Consider the following 16,088-nt stretch of genomic DNA (forward strand, 5'->3'; position numbering starts at 1 on the left):
CTCCCTCCGTCTCAACCGGCGCGCCCGGGTCGCGCTCGTCAAAGCCAGCCGGGTCTACTGTCCATTGTCCCTCATCAGCGGCCGAGCGCGAACGCGGACCGATCTTTTGCCGCCGTATCGGTGCTGGTATGCGGCTCGCGAGGCTGAAAGACTTCGTCTCAGACCGCAGTTTCGCCGACTAGGAGATCCCGTGACCACATCCGACGTTCTGCTGACCGCCGACGCCGATGGCGTGCGCACCTTCACGCTGAACCGGCCGCAGGCGTACAACTCGCTGACCGTCGAACTCAAGGAACTGCTGCTGGCGGGGCTGCGCGAGGCCGCGGCCGACGACAGTGTCCGCGCGGTCGTACTGACCGGTTCGGGCAAGGCGTTCTGCGCCGGGCAGGATTTGAAGGAGCATGTCGGGCTGCTGCAGGCGGGTGACCCGGCTCCGCTACACACGGTCAAGGAGCACTACAACCCGATCGTCAAGACCATCGTCGGGATGCCGAAGCCGGTCATCGCCGCGGTGAACGGCCCGGCGGCCGGCGCCGGTGCCGCCTTCGCCTACGCGAGCGACCTCCGTATCGCGGCGACGTCGGCGAACTTCCTGATGGCGTTCGCGAACGTCGGCCTCGGCCCGGATTCGGGCGCGTCGTGGACGTTGCAGCGGCTGATCGGACTCGGCCGCGCGGCCGAGCTGATGCTGCTGGCACGCACCGTCGACGCGGCCGAAGCGCTGACGCTCGGCCTCGTCAGCGAGGTCGTCCCGGACGAGGAACTGGCGGCCCGCGCGCAGAAGGTCGCCGCGAAGCTCGCGGCCGGCCCGACGGTCGCGTACGCGAAGATCAAGAACGTGCTGTCCGTCGCCGCCGAGTCCTCTCTCGACGAGGCGCTCGCCGCCGAGGACGACGCTCAGGCCGCGCTCGGCGCGACCGCCGACCACACCGAGGCCGTCGAGGCCTTCGTGGGCAAGCGCAAGCCGACCTTCCAAGGCAAGTAAGCGCCCCCCGAGATGTCAGGAAAGGGGCTTTCAGGACGAAAAACGTCCTGAAAGCCCCTTTCCTGACACTCGGGACCGGTACCGAGCCTGAGCGGATAAAGTTCGGCGGTGACCCCGATCCCGGCCCACCTCCAGGCGAGAGCCGCGGAGCACGACCTCGGCGAATGCCTCCGCCGTTATCGCCGCAGGCCGGGCGTCGTCGGCACCTTCTTCGCGTTCGTCCCGCTGGTGGGCGGGATCCTCATCGGCACGCTCGACGGCGACCTGGTGAAGACACTGGCCATCCTGTTGTTCGTGTGGCCACTGCTGTTCGTCCCGTGGTGCTACTCCACGTGGAAACGCCTCGACGGCGGGGTCTACGTCTTCACCGGTGGCTTCGCGGAGGTCTACGGGCGCAAGATCCCGCACGCGATCACCTGGGACGAAGTCCGCGCGGTGCGCTACGAGAGCGTCGAGCACTGGCTGAACTTCATCCCCGTCGCCTACGTCGCGAAGTGCGTGATCGAGCTGTGTGACGGCGGAACGATCGAGTTCGACGGCAGCTACCGGAAGCTGCAACGGCTGTCCGAAGACCTCCACCGCCGCAGCAGCGCCTAACCCGCCCGGAAGCACTCCTTCACGTGGTCGTCGACCATCCCCGTCGCCTGCATCAGCGCGTAGCAGGTCGTCGGCCCCAGGAACGCGAAGCCGCGCTTCTTGAGTTCCTTCGCCATCGCCTTCGACTCGTCGGTGATCGCCGGGACGTCCGCCATCGTGCGCGGCCGCTTCTGCCGTGACGGCGCGAACGACCACAGCAGGTCGTCCAGCGAACCGTCCAGTTCCTCGATCGCCCTGGCGTTGTTGATCGCCGCCAGGATCTTCGCCCGGTTCCGCACGATCGACGCGTCCTGCATCAGCCGTTCGACGTCGTCGTCGGTGAAGACGGCGACCTTCTTCGGCTTGAACTTCTTGAACGCCTTCCGGAACGACTCCCGCTTCCGCAGGATCGTGATCCAGGAAAGCCCGGACTGGAAGGACTCCAGGCACAGGCGTTCGTACAACTCCTCGTCACCGTGAAGCGGCACGCCCCATTCGGTGTCGTGGTACTCGATGTAGTCCGGGGCGGAGTTGCCCCATGAGCACCGCTTGATCCCGTCCGCGCCCAGCAGACCCGCCTCAGCCAACCCGGTACCCCTCCGCGTACTTCACGAATTTCTGCAGGCACAGCCGCAGTCCCAGCTCGAATCCCGGTTTCGCGACCGGCCAGCCGAGCCGTCCGACGACGCCGAACGGCGGCCGCAGATGCTCCGCCCAGACGAACGTCGACGAATGCGGCCCCTTCTCGATCACCTGGAAGACCCCGGTGCCCTGCACGATCTTGCCGAGATGCCGCACGACGCAGCGCAGCGGCGGCTCCCAGCTGGTGATCTCCATGGTGTCGGTGAACCCGATCCCGGCGACGCCGGTGAAGGCCGACAGCTTCGAGCCGACACTGCGCCCGTTGCCCTCGACGACCTTGACCTCGGTGCCGAGCATCCATTCGCCTTGGCGTTCCCAGTCGGTCAGGGCGAGCCAAGCCGTCCCGGCCGGTACCCCGACGTCGACGGAGACGACGACATCGGTCACCTGGCGCCCTCGCGCTCGGCTTCCAGTTCGGCCACCCTGGACCGCAGTTCCTCGAGCTCGACGCCGAGCCGCCGCATCACCCAGTCCACTTCGGACATCTTGTACCCGCGCAGCACCATCTGGTAGCGGACGGCGTAGACGTCCTCGGCGGTGATGTCCTCGGCGGGCAGCCTGGTCGGCGAGCCGCCCGGGGGCAGCGGGGCCAGTTCCTCACCCCTGCCGAACACCACGGCGGCCAGCAGGAACACCACCGCGGCCACCAGCAGCATGACTACGAGATAGATCAGGGCGGTCGTCACGGCACGATCGTGGCACACGAACGCCACGATCGTCTCGCCAGCAGCGCGAGTCGCACGCTGACCACCACCCAAAGCACCATCAGGATCCCGCACGGCACCGACAGGAACAGCCGTGACGCGTCGATGAGCCCGGTGGCGAACACCAGCAGCGCCACCGAAAACAGGTTCAGCCCGACGGCCTCGCCGATCAGCACGCCCGCGGTCCTGACCAGCCGTCTCCCGTCCATCCGCCGGGAGAGCCAGCGCATGCAGACGAGCGCGAACACCCCCAGCAGCGGCACGACGAACACCGAGCCGTGGGTGAACTGGGCGACGTACTTGTACCAACCCGGTGTCGGCGTCGCGAGCTGCGACCAGTCGCCGAACGTCCACTTGCGGGCGAACTCCCAGGCCAGCTGCATCAACGGCACCCCGAGGATCAGCTTCCACAGGGTGCGGGTCCCGCTGTTCATGCCCAGTTCGGCCTGGTAGTCCCGCGCGATCAGGTGCACCGGCCCGAAGTCGTCGACGGCACGCCGTTGCGCGTCGTGCTCGCTCCAGCCGCCCTCCCGGTAGGCGTCGGCGGCGTCGTTGAGCCCGTCCCGCGCCTCGCGCAGCAGATCCCGCTTCGCCGACGCCGGGCCGTCCAGCCGCGTGCGCAGCTCACCGAGGTAGGCCTCGATCACCGTCATGCCGTGATTCTCCGGCTCCGCGCGGCGACCGTGAGCCGCAGGCTGAACAGGATCCACGTTCCGGACAGGACCGCGCACGGCACGCTGACGAGCAGCCGGGCGGGCTCCAGGAACCCTGTCGCACCGCCGTACGTCGTGACCGCGAGAAGGTTCAGCCCCACCGCCGCGGCCAGCGACCACGAGACCACGCGAGCGATGAACGGCCCTTCCCGCCGCCGCGAGAGCAGCCGGGCGACGATCAGCCCGCCGATCGCGACGATCGGGGACAGCGCGGCCAGCACGTCGGCAAGGCCGATCGCGCGGTAGTACCAAACCGGCGGCTGCCCCAACCGCGACCAGCCGCCGGAGCTCAGCACGCGCGCGAGATCCCACGCGAGGATCAGCAGCGGGACACCGACGATCAGCTCCCACAGGACGCGGATGTCGCGCCGTAGTCCCAGTTCCGCCTGGTAGTCCCGGGCGATCAGGTCGGCCGGGCCGAAGTCGTCGACGGCACGGCGTTCCGCGTCCGCCTCGTCGAAGCCGCCCGTGCGGTAGGCCTCGGCCGCGTCGATCAGACCGTCTCTCGCCTCGGTGAGCAGATCGGCCTTGGCCCCCGCGGGCCCGCTCAACCGCCTGTCCAGGTCGCCGACGTAGGCCTCGATGGCGCTCATGCGACGGCCAGGGGCCGGGACCGGAAGACCGCCGGGAGCAGCCAGAAACTGAACACCGCCCAGCCGATCGCCAGGACGTTGCACAGCAGGCTCATGTTCATCCTGGACGGGTCGAGGACCGAGGTGCCCACGGTGAGCAGTAGCAGCGCCACAAGGTTCGTGATCGTCGCGGCGCCCACCGTCCACCGCGTCACCTTCCCCAGCCGCACGCTGTCGAGCCTGCGCCCCAGCCGTCGGGCGCCGAACAGCGCGACGGCTCCGACCAGGGGCGAAACGATGACCAGGATGCCGAAGAGTTCGATGACGGACAGGTACCACTCCGGGGGCATTCCCAGGTTGTCCCAGTCCCCGTAGGTCCAGAGCCGTGCCAGCTCCCAGCTCACCTGGAACAGCGGGACACCGACGATGACCTTCCACAGAGTGCCGATGTCGCCGCGCAAGGCCAGTTCGGCCTGGTAGTCACGGGCGATCAGGCCGGCCGGGCCGAAGTCCGCGACGGCGCGCCGCTCGGCGTCCCCCTGGCAGGCACCGCCCTCGCGATAAGCCTCGGCCGCGTCGGAAAGACCATCTCTCGCTTCGGTGAGCAGATCGGCCTTGGCCCCCGCCGATCCGCTCAACCGTCTGTCCAGATCGCCGAGGTAGGCCTCGATGGCGCTCATGCCGTGCTCCCCCCGAGGACACCACCGATCACGGTGGTGAACTCCTGCCATTCGGCCCGTTCCGCCGCCAGCGCCTTCTGCCCGGAGCGGGTGAGCTTGTACGTACGACGTTTGCGCCCGGACACGACGTCCCATTCGCTGGCGAGGAACCCGGCGCGCTCCAACCGGCGAAGCGCCGGGTAGACGGTGCCCGTCGGCAGGTCGAGCGCACCGTCACTGCGGAGCTGGAGCGCCTCGATGATGGCGTACCCGTGCAGCTTCCGGCCGTCGAGGACGGCGAGGAGCAGCGCGTCGAGGTGCCCGCGCAGGCTGTCGGCCTTCATAGATAGACAGTCTACACATCGCCGCCTACCAGGGTAGCCGGGTCTTTCCGGGGGCCACCTCAGGGAATGTCCCGGAGATCACCCTTAAATCATAGATTTCGTGCCTACATGTAGCCAGCCTACGTATACAGTGCATCGGCATGGACGCACTCCCGATCGCGAGACTCCAGTTCGCGACGACGACCTCGTTCCACTTCCTGTTCGTTCTGCTCACGCTGGGGCTCGTGACACTCGTCGCGGTGATGCAGACACGCTCCGCATTCGGCGGCAAGCCGGAACTGATGCGGATGACCCGTTTCTGGGGCAGACTCTACGTGATCAATTACGCGCTGGGAATCGTCACCGGAATCGTGATGGAATTCCAGTTCGGGCTGACCTGGACAGGCTTGTCCACGGTCGCGGGCGATGTCTTCGGCGCCCCGCTGGCCATCGAGACGCTGGTGGCGTTCTTCGCCGAATCGACCTTCCTGGGGCTGTGGATCTTCGGCTGGGGGCGGCTGAACAAATGGGTCCACCTGACCCTGATCTGGCTGGTCACGCTGACCGCGTACGCCTCGGCGCTGTTCATCATGGTGGCCAATTCGTTCCTGCAGAACCCGGTCGGCACACATGCCGAGAACGGTGTACTGAAACTCGACGACTTCGGTGCGCTGTTCACCAACCCGGCGCTGGCGATGTCGCTGCCGCACGTGCTGAGCGCGGCGCTCATGACCGGCGGTTTCTTCGTGGTCGGCGTCAGCGCGTACCACTTCATCAAGCGCACCGAGGAGATCGAGTTCTTCCGGACCTCCATGCGGATCGGCGTGCTCACCTCGCTGGTCGGCAGCACGATGGTGATCGGCTTCGGCTTCGCCCAGTTCGGCCCGCTCGGGGAGTACCACCCCGGCAAGCTCGAATCACCGGAACCGCTGGTCGGCGCCCCGCTGGGGCTCATGATCCAGATCGGCTTCATCGCCTTCCTTGCCTCGATCCTCGGCACGCTGCTGTTGTTCCGGAACTGGATCACCAAGGTGCGGCCGTTGCTGTACCTGATGGTGCCGGCCATTCCGCTGCCGTTCTTCGCCGCGATCTCCGGCTGGCTGGTGCGGGAGATCGGCAGGCAGCCGTGGCTGATCCGCGGGCAGCTGACCACCGCCGACGCCGTCGCGTCGATCCCGGCGGGCCAGATCCTGTTCTCCTTCATCGCGTTCACGGTGCTGTTCGCGACGCTCGCGATCGCCGACTGGGTGCTGATGTCACGGGTCGCCAAACGCGGCCCGGAACCCGAAGAAGAGGCGGCGCCGCCTCGTGCCGAACTTCCCGTCCTGAGCGGAGTCTGACCCATGGTGATCCTGTGGTGGTGTGTGCTCGGTTTCCTGATCTCCGGCTATTTCGCGCTGGCGGGGTACGACTACGGCGTCGGGATGCTGCTCGGCAGGCTCAGCCGTGACGAGGAAGGACGACGGCGCGTCCTCGGCGCCTTCGGCCCGTTCTTCCTGGCCAACGAGGTCTGGCTGGTGGCCGCGGTCGGCGTCCTGTTCGGCGCATTCCCGCATCTGGAAGGAAAAGTGTTCTCCGGGGCTTATCTCCCGGTCGTCACCCTGTTGCTCGGGCTGGTCGCGTTCACCGCGGCGGTGCAGTTGCGCAGCAGGCGGCCGGACGCCGGCCGCGGTGCCTGGACGCTGGCGATCACCGTCGGCGCCTGGGTGACGGCGGTGTCCTGGGGCGTGTTCCTCGGCAACCTCGTCCTCGGGCTCCCGCTCGACGCCGCCGGGCGGCCGACCGGCGGTGTCCTCGCCGTGTTCGATCCGTACGCGCTGGTCTGGGGTGCCGGGTTCGTCGCGCTGTTCGCCTTGCAGGGAGCGGCTTTCCTCGCCGTCCGGGCGCCCGCCGACTTCACCGCCCGCGCGAACCGGATCGCCAAGGCCCTGCTCGCGCCCGCGCTCGCGTTCCTGGTCGTGGCGGTCGGCTGGGGCGCCGTCGAAACCACCGCGTCGTGGACCGTGCTGCCCGCGATCGTGCTGGCGTTCGGCGCGTGGGGTGTCGCGTCCGCGGCACTGCGCGCGGGTCGGCACAAGGCGGCGCTGATCGCGACGATGGTCCTGTCCGCGTCGCCGGTGCTGACCGTCGGGACACTGCGCTTGCCGGACGCGCTTGTGTCCTCTATGGACGGAGGGTTTTCGCTGAGCCTGACGGAAGCGGCCACCAGTAGCGAGATGCTCGGTCTGCTCACTTTCGTCCTGCCGCCCGCGCTGGTCGCGATCGCCGCCGTGCAGTGGGTGACCTGGCGCAGGCACGGCGACCGGGTCGACCAGCGCTCGTTGCTGCACTTCTAGGAGCCTGAGATGCCTCCCCTTCCCGGACTGCGACGCCATTTCGGCGTGCTGGCCGTCCTCGGAACACTGACCGCCGCGGCGATCCTCGTCCAGGCGGACGGCCTCGCGACACTGCTGACCGGCGGCGGTGTCACCTGGACGCTCGCGGCCGCCGTCGCGGTCCGGGTGCTGCTCGCGGGCGTCCAGGGTTCCATCGGCGGCCGGTTCGCGGCGACGGTCAAAGCCGGGCTGCGCAAACGGCTTCTCGGCGCGGAAGCGGAAAAGCCCGGTGAAGTCGCGACGCTGGTGACCAAAGGAATCGACGCGGGCGACGCCTACCTGACGGGCTATCTGCCGACGGTGGTGCTGTCGGCGATCGTGCCGGTCGCGGTGCTCGTCCGGCTGTTCGCCGCGGATCTGGCGTCGGCGCTGATCATCACCGCGACGCTGCCGCTGATCCCGGTGTTCGCGATCCTGGTCGGCCAGCACACGAAGACGAAGACGGCCAAGCAGTGGGCGCTGCTTTCCAAGCTGGGCGGGCATTTCCTCGACGTCGTCCGCGGGCTCGGCACGCTCAAGGTGTTCGGCCGCGCCGAGGCGCAGGCCAAGACCGTGCGGGCGATGGCGGACGCGCATACGGACGCGACGATGCGCACGCTGCGGGTCGCGTTTCTGTCCGCGCTGGTGCTGGAACTGGTGGCGACGCTGTCGGTGGCGCTCGTGGCGGTGCCGATCGGGTTCCGCCTGCTGGAAGGCGGGATGGTCGTGCACACCGCGGTGCTGGTCCTGCTGCTCGCGCCCGAGGCCTATCTGCCGTTGCGGGCGGCCGGGGCGAAGTTCCACGCCAGCGCGGAAGGGCTCGCGACGCTGAAGGAGGCGCTGGCCGTTCCCGCGGAGGAGATCGTCCGGGGTTCGCAGGCGGCCCGCCGGGGTGCGCCGCGGATCGTGCTGGAGAAGGTGGGCGTCGCGTACGGCGAGGAGACCGTTCTGTCCGAAGTGGACATGACGATCGAGGCGGGCGAGCACGTCGCGCTCGTCGGTCCCAGTGGTTCCGGGAAGAGCACGTTGCTGGCGGTGCTGCTGGGCTTCGTCACGCCGACGTCCGGCCGGGTCCTCATCGACGGCGTCGACCTGCGCGAACTGGATCCGGCGCCGTGGCGGGCCGGGATGACGTGGGTGCCGCAGCGGCCGACGTTGTTCACCGGCACCGTGGAGGAGAACATCGCCATGGGCCAGGTGCCGGACGTCCAGGCGGCGGCCCGCGCGGCGGCGTTCGACGAGGTCGTGCGGGGCCTGCCCGACGGCTACCGGACCCGGATCGGGGAACTGGGCGCGCCGCTTTCCGCCGGGCAGCGGCAACGGCTCGGCCTCGCCAGGGCGCTGGCCCGCACGGAAGCGGGGCTGGTGCTGCTCGACGAACCGACCGCCCGGCTCGACGCGGAAACCGAGGCGGCCGTGCTGGCCGCGACCCGCGAACTGCTCACCGGCCGGACCGCGGTACTCGTGGCGCACCGGCCCGCGATGGCCGCGCTGGCCGTCCGCGTCCTCGAAGTCCGCGATGGCGCCGCAAGAGAACGGGAACTGGTGTGAAGGTCTGGGGTGTGTCCGCGAAGGACGTCGTCCGGCTGGTCCGCGCCGGGCTGATCGCGGCCGGTGCGGAACTGGCGGGCCTGGCGCTGATGGCCACCGCCGCGTGGCTGCTGCTGAAGGCGGCCGAGCAGCCGCCGCTGGCGTCGCTCACGGTGGCGATCGTCGCCGTCCGGACGCTGGCGTTGCTGCGCGGCGGGCTGCGCTACGCGGAACGGCTCGCCGGGCACGAAGTCGTCCTGCGGTATCTCGGCGCCTTGCGGACCCGCGTGTACACGTCGTTGCTGCCGCACCGGGTTTCCCGGCATTCCGGCGGTGACCTCGTCACGCGTCTGGTGTCCGATGTGGACGCCGTGCAGGACGCGATCCTGCGCTGCCTGCTGCCCGCCGGGGTCGCCGCCTTCGTGGGCATCGTGTCGACCACGTTCGCCCTGATCGTCAGCCCGACGGCCGGTCTGGTGCTGGCGCTCGGGCTCGTCGTCGCGGGGATCGGGCTGCCGTGGTTGTGCGTGCGGATCACTCGCGCGGCGGCGGAGGAAAGCGCTCCAGCGCGAGCCGATCTCGCCGAACGCGCGGTCGAGCTCGTCACCGGGCGACGGGAGCTGATCGCCTACGGCGTGCACGAGTCCACTGTGGACGCCGCGCACACCGCCGTCGACGCGCTCGCCGTCCGGGACCGGGCGACGGCGAACCGGACCAGCCTGCTGACCGCGTCCGGGATGCTCGTCCAGCTGCTGACCTGCGTCACGATCGCGCTGACCGCCGGGGTTTCGCCGCCGCTGACCGCCGCGCTGGCCCTCGGCGCGCTGACCGTGTTCGAGCTGGTCCTCCCGCTGACCGCCGCCGCCCAGCGCTGGGTCGAGGTCCGGGCGTCGGCGGGCCGGGTGCGCGCGCTGCTGACCGAGCCCGCTCCCGCGCGCGGGACGCTGGTGCCCGAACCGGGACACCTGCGGCTCGAAGGCGTCGGCGTTGTCTTTGAAGGCAGGGCTCCGGCGCTGGACGGCGTCGACCTCGATCTGCCACCGGGCAAACGGGTCGGGATCCTCGGGCCGAGCGGCGCCGGGAAGACGACGCTGCTGAACGTGCTGCTGGGATCCGTGGCGCCGACCTCCGGGCGCGCTCTGCTGAACGGAAAGCCGCTGGACGGCTACGACCCGGTGCTGCTGCCGTCGGTGGTTTCGGGCGCGCTCGCGGACGCGCACGTCTTCCACACGACGGTCCGGGAGAACCTGCTGCTCGCGAAGCCCGGTTCTTCGGACGCCGAGTTGCTCGCCGCCTGCGCGACGGCGGGTTTCGACCTGCCGCTGGATCGCGAAGCCGGTTCCGACGGCGACGCTCTGTCAGGAGGGCAACGCCAGCGGCTCGTGCTCGCGCGGGCGGTGCTGGCCGCGCCGCCGGTCCTGGTGCTGGACGAGCCGGTCGAGGGGCTGGACCCGGAACACGGCGACGCCGTCCTGGCGGACGTGCTCGCGGCCGCGCGCGGCACCGTCGTCCTCGTGACGCATCGTGAAGCGCACGTGGAGGGCTTCGATGAGGTGCTACGACTCGGTTAGGCCGCGCACTTCCCGCATCGGTGGCCGGTCGCTGATCGACACCTCGGCCACCTCCGGCAGCCATTCGTCCTCTACTTGCACGAATTGGGTGAGCTGGGCCGGGTCGTCCGACTTGACGCCACAGCGCGCGAGCGCCGTCCCGAGGATCTGCCGGGCCATCACGCCCAGCTGGAGCAGCGAACGGTTGCGATGCTTGCGTACGCCGAGGTTGACCTGCGCGAGCCCTTCGAGGCCGTAGCGCGCTTCGGCGTCGAGGATGAGCCCGATCTCGACGCCGTACCCGGCCGCGAAGGGCACGGACTCGAGGAACTCACGCGTCGCGGCGTACTCGCCACCCAAAGGCTGGATGAGCGCCGACAGCGACGGGCGCAGCGCCGAAAGGACCGGCCGCGCCAGCAACTCGGTGACCCGGCCGCCGCCGCTGCTCTCCAGCCGCAGCGGCCGCCGGTAGAACCCCTTGACCAGGTGGACGCCGTCTTCACAGAGCAGCGGCCCGAGCAGGGTCGGCACGAAGGCCGGGTCCGGGTCGACGAGGTCGGAATCGAGGAACACGACGACGTCGCCGGTCGTCGCGGCCAGCGACCGCCACAGCACCTCGCCCTTGCCCGGCACCGGCGGCAGCCCGGGAAGCACGTCCTCGCGGTGCACCACCCGCGCGCCGGCGCGGGCGGCGAGCTCGGCGGTGGCGTCGGTGGACCCGGAATCCATCACGACCAGCTCGTCGACGACCGTGCCCAGCAACGGGCGGACCGTGCCGACGACCTCGGCGACGGTGTCCTGTTCGTCGAGTGCCGGTAGCACGACCGAAACCGTCCGGTCACCCTTCGCAGCGACGATGTCGTCGAGCGTCCAACCGGGGTTCTGCCACGTACGCCGTTCGAACCAACTCATGAGTAGTGATCGTGCCATGCTGGAGTCCGACACCCCGTCGATGGAGGAACCTTGCTACCGCTACTCGTCCGTTTCGTACTCGGTCCGCTGGTCAGGGCCCTGTACCGCCCCGAGATCCGCGGCGTGGAGAACATCCCCGCCGAGGGGCCGGTGCTCCTGGCACCCAACCACCGGGCGGCCCTGGACACCGGCGTGATCACTTTCACGGCGATGCGGCAGGTCAAGTTCCTCGGCAAGGCGGAGTACTTCACCGGCCGCGGGCTCAGGGGCAAAATGATGGCCGGTTTCCTGGGCGGCCTCGGCTACGTCCCGGTCGAACGCGGCAACGCGCAGGCCGGTCTCGCCGCGCTGGAAGCGGCGCGGAAGGTGCTCGACGCGGGTGGCGCGTTCGCGATCTACCCCGAGGGCACCCGCTCGCTGGACGGACGGCTGCACCGCGGCCACACCGGTGTCGCGGCCCTGGCGCTGGCGACCGGCGCGAAGGTCGTCCCCGTCGCCCTGGCCGGCACCGAAGACCTGCAGCCCGCCGGGAAACGGATCCCGCGGCGCGCGAAGATCACGGTCACCTACGGCACGCCTCTGGACTTCTCGCGGTACGAGGGGCAGGACTCGTCACCGGCGATCCGGCGCTCGGTGACCGACGAGATCATGTACGCGATCCTGGAGCTTTCGGGGCAGGAGTACGTGGACTCGTACCACAAACGCCCTGACCAAAGCGCCGCCTGAGGCTGGGATTTCCTGCTCATGTGTCATGAAAGGGGCTTTCAGGACATTTTTCGTCCTGAAAGCCCCTTTCATGACACTCGCTGCGGCGCCCGGGCCCGGCGATAGCAAAGGCCCCTTGCTCCCCCGCGGCCCTCGGTGAGTAGCGGTCCGGTGCGAGCGACGGGCGTCTGAGGCCTTCACGGACTTGCGGATCGCCACGTTCGCCCCAGGCGCATCAGCAGTCACAAAGGCCGCGCGTGAAGGACCCCTTCCCTCGGCTCAGCCGAAGAAACTCGACCTTCATACCTTCCCAAGTACGTGAAGGCCCCCTTCACGTACTTCAAGGGCGAGGCGCGGCAGTGACACAGCCTCGGAAGTCCCTTAAGGAGTCCCTCACGGACCCTAGGTCCCTCAAGGGGCCCTTCACGGACTTACTTAGCCCACTTAGGGCGTGGAGGAGCGACGTAGTCCGCGAAGCCGTCCAGAAGCGAAGAAGCGTCCGAGTCGATCGAGAGCATGTCCCGGTACCCCGCCGACAGGAAGCCTTCCGACACCATGTGGTCGGCGAACTTCAGCAGCGGCGCGTAGTACCCGCCGACGTCGACCAGCCCGATCGGCTTCTCGTGCAGCCCGAGCTGCGCCCACGTCCAGACCTCGAACAGCTCCTCCAGCGTCCCCGCCCCACCGGGCAGCGCGAGGAAGCCGTCGGACAGCGCGGCCATCTTCGCCTTCCGCTGGTGCATGTCGGCGACGACGTGCAGTTCGGTCAGGCCGGCGTGCGCGATCTCGACGCTGCCGAGCGCCTCCGGGATCACGCCGATCACCTCGCCGCCCGCGGCCAGCGCGGCGTCCGCGACGACGCCCATGGTCCCGACCGAGGCGCCGCCGTAGACGAGCCCGATCCCGCGCGAAGCCAGCAGAGTGCCCAGCGCCCGTGCCTCATCGGCATAGCGCGGGTCGAAGCCCATCGAGGAGCCGCAGAAAACGCATACCCTGCGCGGAGCAGCCATCAGTGGGTGTCCTCCCATGCCTGGTACGAGTCCTGGACGACCTGCACGGCGTCGTCGATGTCGTCCGTGACGTGCAGCAGGTCGAGGTCCTTCTCACTGATCTTGCCCTCGGCGACCAGCGTCTTGGCGATCCAGTCGTACAGGCCACCCCAGTAGTCCTTGCCGAACAGCACGACCGGGAACTTCGTGACCTTCTTCGTCTGCACCAGCGTGAGCGCCTCGAACAGCTCGTCGAGCGTGCCGAAGCCGCCGGGCAGGCAGATGAACGCCTGCGAGTACTTGATGAACATCGTCTTGCGCGCGAAGAAGTACCGGAAGTTGACGCCCAGGTCGACCCACGGGTTCAGGCCCTGCTCGAACGGCAGTTCGATGCCGAGGCCGACGGAGAACCCGCCCGCCTCGTTCGCGCCGCGGTTCACCGCTTCCATCGCGCCGGGGCCGCCGCCGGTCATCACCGCGAAGCCCGCGTTCGCGAGCGCGCCGCCGATCTTGCGGCCGAGCTCGTACTCCGGGTGGTCCCGTTTGGTCCGTGCCGAACCGAACACGGTCACCGCGCGCGGCACCTCGGCCAGCGCGCCGAAGCCCTCGACGAACTCCGCCTGGATCCGCAGCACGCGCCACGGGTCGGTGTGCACCCAGTCACTCGGTCCCCGCGAGTCCAGCAGGCGCTGGTCGGTGGTGCTGCCCTGGTCACGGCGATCCCGCCGCAGTACGACCGGGCCCTTGTGGCGTTCGATCGGACGTTCCGGGTACTGGCCGTCGGGGAACTCGCTTGTCTCACTCACCCAACCAAGACTACGACGTCGTCACCGTCCGGAGCGGCAGCATCGCCGCGAACAGGAGTTGTCGGATTCGCGAACGCGGGGCCCGCCCGAGAGAGCGGGCCCCGCGAAAGCAGTTAGGAGCGTCCGGTCAGCGCGAACGCGAGCATGGCCGTCGAGGTGAAGTCGATGGCGGGCTCGTTGCTCGGCCAGGAGGCGAGGTCGTCGGTGTAGCGGGACTCGGTCGTGTCGAAGGCGTCGTACGGCTTCGTGCACTCCTTCGCCCCGGCCGGGAACGGCAGGTCCGCGAAGTGTTCCGCCCCGTTCGGTCCATTCACGACCGCGCCGTAGAGCACTTTCTGCTCACCCGCGAGGTTCGCCGCCTGGTGGTGCGGGCACTTCGGCGACGTCGTGCCGACGCCGACGACCAGCGAGACACCCCACGCGTTCGCGCCGAGGGTGAAGTTCCGCTGCTGTGAACCGAACGCCGCGTACTTCCGGTCACCGGTCACGTCCGCGTACAGCCGCTCGGTCGCGGCGAACCCGAAGCTCTTGCTGGCGGCGTCGAAGTCCTTGACCGAGACAGCCGTCCGGAAAGGACTCTTCGCCGCGTTCGCGACCCCCTCGTCGAGCTGACGCCGCAGGTCGCCGATCAGGTCCTTCGGGCCGAGCGCGGCACCCGGGACACCGTGCCGCAGGAGCTTCGCCAGTTCGGCGTGCGCCAGCGCGCTGGTGTCGTACAGGTTGAGCGTGCTCTTCTCTTCGAGGTCGATGTACGCCTTGGCCCAGTGCGCCGCCTGCCGCGTCCATTCGACCGACCTCGGATCCCGCAACGCCTTGCCCGCCAGGGCGAGCTGCGTCGCGCCGAGTTCCATGTCGTCCCGCCAGGACGATTCCGGGTAGTACGCGTGCGGGAAGGCGGTGACGAGTTCGCCGACGTCCTTCGTCTTGGCCTGCGCGAACACCGAAGCCGCTTCGGCGAGGTACTTCCGCGCCAGTGCCGGGTTCCGCTTCGCCTCGACCTGCGCGCCGAGCGCGAACGCCGCGGCCACCCGGCCTGCCAGGTTCGGGCTGAGCGCCGAACCGCCGGGGTTCGCCGGGAAGACGGGCCGGTGTTTGACGAAGTACTTGGGGTCACCGGGTTTCACGTCGAGCGGGTCGTCGTCGTGCGGGTTCCGCCAGACGTCGTGGTCGCCGAGGAAACCGAACTTGTCGCTGCCCGTCCCGATCCCGACCTGGGCGTACAACGTCTTGCTCTGCTGGTCCCACATCTTGTCGAGCCAGTCGAGGCCGAGTTTGACCTCCTTGGCCAGCACCGGGTCGTAGCCCTCGCGGAGCACGTATCCCAGCTCCGCCAGCGAATACGCCGTGTTCGAGGTGAACTTGACGAAGTCGCCCGCGTCGACCCAGCCGCCTTCGACGTCGATCGGCCCGCCGATCGGCTTGAGCGGTTCGGCGATCTCGTCGCCGCCCTCGCCGACGAACACCGGCCAGTCGTACACCGTGGCCTGCTTGTCGGCCAGATGCGACGGTTTGCGGTCGAGACGGCCGGGGACGATGTCGTCGCCGTCGCGCTGTGCCTGGAAGAACTCGTTGGTGGCGCGGACGAGCGGCGTGAAGAGCCGGTCCTTCGTGTCCACCCGGAACGTCGGCGACGTCGCCTTGGTCTCGCCGTTGACCTCGATCCGGTACTTGCCCGGCAGCCAGACCTTCGAAAGGTCCAGCTGGTACACCGCCGGGTACTTCGCGTTCCAGGCGCCGAGCGACTGCCCCGTCCGTCCACGATGGACGGTCCGGCCGCGTTCGTCGACCACCGAGAACGACCCCGGCGCACTGGACAGCAGGTAGGCGTACTTGGTCTCGGTGAGGCCGTAGCCGACCTGATCGACCCGCACCTCGCCTCGCACCGCCGCGACGGCCGAAACCACCGGAACCGTCAAACCCCCGAGGACCAGTGCCGACACCGCGGCCACCGCCCGGGACCAGGAACTCACCATCATCGGCGCCCCGCTCGAATTAGTTAAGAAAGTTTCCTTTTTATTGCGCAAGACGCTAGCCGCCGGGACCCGCGCCGTCAATATGTCCGATTCGC

The 16,088-nt window shown here is 69.1% G+C and carries 18 protein-coding genes; 7 read left to right on the forward strand and 11 right to left on the reverse strand.

Features of this window, described 5'->3' with window-relative positions; all coding sequences use genetic code 11:
- Positions 1–190 precede the first annotated feature (190 nt).
- Together ACZ5IK_RS20685 and ACZ5IK_RS20690 are read left to right on the forward strand one after the other, a co-directional pair.
- Positions 191–985, forward strand: a complete 795-nt coding sequence (locus tag ACZ5IK_RS20685) for an enoyl-CoA hydratase/isomerase family protein (RefSeq protein WP_465489119.1) — start codon at positions 191–193, stop codon at positions 983–985.
- Positions 986–1,093: 108 nt separating this feature from the next.
- The gene (locus ACZ5IK_RS20690) at positions 1,094–1,582 is read left to right on the forward strand and encodes a DUF6585 family protein (RefSeq protein ID WP_465489120.1); all 489 of its coding nucleotides are present in this window, start codon (positions 1,094–1,096) and stop codon (positions 1,580–1,582) included.
- On the opposite strand, the gene ACZ5IK_RS20695 is transcribed toward ACZ5IK_RS20690, so the two are convergent.
- The 7 genes from ACZ5IK_RS20695 to ACZ5IK_RS20725 are packed head-to-tail and all read right to left on the reverse strand — an operon-like array spanning position 1,579 to position 5,195.
- Complete coding sequence (locus ACZ5IK_RS20695) at positions 1,579–2,148, reverse strand: DNA-3-methyladenine glycosylase I (protein ID WP_465489121.1); 570 nt, start codon at positions 2,146–2,148, stop codon at positions 1,579–1,581. The genes ACZ5IK_RS20690 and ACZ5IK_RS20695 overlap by 4 nt on opposite strands.
- Positions 2,141–2,590, reverse strand: coding sequence for an SRPBCC family protein (locus ACZ5IK_RS20700; RefSeq protein WP_101612469.1), 450 nt, complete (start codon positions 2,588–2,590; stop codon positions 2,141–2,143). The genes ACZ5IK_RS20695 and ACZ5IK_RS20700 overlap by 8 nt, the downstream gene beginning before the upstream one ends.
- Entirely contained in the window at positions 2,587–2,889 is a 303-nt protein-coding gene (locus ACZ5IK_RS20705) for a DivIVA domain-containing protein (RefSeq protein WP_101612468.1), read from the reverse strand. The genes ACZ5IK_RS20700 and ACZ5IK_RS20705 overlap by 4 nt, the downstream gene beginning before the upstream one ends.
- Complete coding sequence (locus ACZ5IK_RS20710) at positions 2,886–3,560, reverse strand: permease prefix domain 1-containing protein (RefSeq protein ID WP_101612467.1); 675 nt, start codon at positions 3,558–3,560, stop codon at positions 2,886–2,888. Before ACZ5IK_RS20710 ends, ACZ5IK_RS20705 begins: the two co-directional genes overlap by 4 nt.
- Positions 3,557–4,213, reverse strand: a complete 657-nt coding sequence (locus tag ACZ5IK_RS20715) for a permease prefix domain 1-containing protein (RefSeq protein WP_465489122.1) — start codon at positions 4,211–4,213, stop codon at positions 3,557–3,559. The genes ACZ5IK_RS20710 and ACZ5IK_RS20715 overlap by 4 nt, the downstream gene beginning before the upstream one ends.
- Positions 4,210–4,872, reverse strand: a complete 663-nt coding sequence (locus ACZ5IK_RS20720; protein ID WP_465489123.1) for a permease prefix domain 1-containing protein — start codon at positions 4,870–4,872, stop codon at positions 4,210–4,212. Before ACZ5IK_RS20720 ends, ACZ5IK_RS20715 begins: the two co-directional genes overlap by 4 nt.
- Positions 4,869–5,195 (reverse strand): helix-turn-helix transcriptional regulator, encoded by a 327-nt coding sequence (locus ACZ5IK_RS20725; RefSeq protein WP_005155407.1) that lies wholly within the window; start codon positions 5,193–5,195, stop codon positions 4,869–4,871. Before ACZ5IK_RS20725 ends, ACZ5IK_RS20720 begins: the two co-directional genes overlap by 4 nt.
- A 140-nt stretch (positions 5,196–5,335) precedes the next feature.
- Between ACZ5IK_RS20725 and ACZ5IK_RS20730 the strand changes: the two genes are divergently transcribed.
- The 4 genes from ACZ5IK_RS20730 to cydC are packed head-to-tail and all read left to right on the forward strand — an operon-like array spanning position 5,336 to position 10,629.
- Positions 5,336–6,514, forward strand: coding sequence for a cytochrome ubiquinol oxidase subunit I (locus ACZ5IK_RS20730; protein WP_465489124.1), 1,179 nt, complete (start codon positions 5,336–5,338; stop codon positions 6,512–6,514).
- A 3-nt stretch (positions 6,515–6,517) separates the two neighbouring features.
- Positions 6,518–7,510 (forward strand): cytochrome d ubiquinol oxidase subunit II, encoded by a 993-nt coding sequence (locus tag ACZ5IK_RS20735; protein ID WP_465489125.1) that lies wholly within the window; start codon positions 6,518–6,520, stop codon positions 7,508–7,510.
- Positions 7,511–7,519: 9 nt separating this feature from the next.
- Positions 7,520–9,079: a thiol reductant ABC exporter subunit CydD gene (gene cydD, locus ACZ5IK_RS20740; RefSeq protein WP_465489126.1), complete on the forward strand. Its 1,560-nt coding sequence runs from the start codon at positions 7,520–7,522 to the stop codon at positions 9,077–9,079.
- Between the two features lie 11 nt (positions 9,080–9,090).
- Positions 9,091–10,629, forward strand: a complete 1,539-nt coding sequence (cydC, locus tag ACZ5IK_RS20745) for a thiol reductant ABC exporter subunit CydC (RefSeq protein WP_465489127.1) — start codon at positions 9,091–9,093, stop codon at positions 10,627–10,629.
- On the opposite strand, the gene ACZ5IK_RS20750 is transcribed toward cydC, so the two are convergent.
- Positions 10,615–11,520 carry a glucosyl-3-phosphoglycerate synthase gene (locus ACZ5IK_RS20750; RefSeq protein ID WP_465489128.1) on the reverse strand — a complete coding sequence of 302 codons (906 nt, stop codon included), beginning with the start codon at positions 11,518–11,520 and terminating at the stop codon, positions 10,615–10,617. The two genes, cydC and ACZ5IK_RS20750, sit on opposite strands and share 15 nt — an antisense overlap.
- A 51-nt stretch (positions 11,521–11,571) precedes the next feature.
- On the opposite strand from ACZ5IK_RS20750, the gene ACZ5IK_RS20755 reads away from it, so the two are divergent.
- Positions 11,572–12,246, forward strand: a complete 675-nt coding sequence (locus ACZ5IK_RS20755; protein WP_465489129.1) for a lysophospholipid acyltransferase family protein — start codon at positions 11,572–11,574, stop codon at positions 12,244–12,246.
- 410 nt (positions 12,247–12,656) lie between these two features.
- On the opposite strand, the gene ACZ5IK_RS20760 is transcribed toward ACZ5IK_RS20755, so the two are convergent.
- The 3 genes from ACZ5IK_RS20760 to ACZ5IK_RS20770 form a co-directional block, all read right to left on the reverse strand.
- Complete coding sequence (locus tag ACZ5IK_RS20760; protein WP_465489130.1) at positions 12,657–13,235, reverse strand: LOG family protein; 579 nt, start codon at positions 13,233–13,235, stop codon at positions 12,657–12,659.
- Positions 13,235–14,020: an LOG family protein gene (locus ACZ5IK_RS20765; RefSeq protein WP_465489131.1), complete on the reverse strand. Its 786-nt coding sequence runs from the start codon at positions 14,018–14,020 to the stop codon at positions 13,235–13,237. The genes ACZ5IK_RS20760 and ACZ5IK_RS20765 overlap by 1 nt, the downstream gene beginning before the upstream one ends.
- Positions 14,021–14,133: 113 nt before the next feature.
- Positions 14,134–15,996 carry a glycoside hydrolase family 9 protein gene (locus ACZ5IK_RS20770; RefSeq protein WP_465489132.1) on the reverse strand — a complete coding sequence of 621 codons (1,863 nt, stop codon included), beginning with the start codon at positions 15,994–15,996 and terminating at the stop codon, positions 14,134–14,136.
- Positions 15,997–16,088: the final 92 nt, after the last annotated feature.

Source organism: Amycolatopsis sp. NPDC031561 (assembly GCF_055580625.1).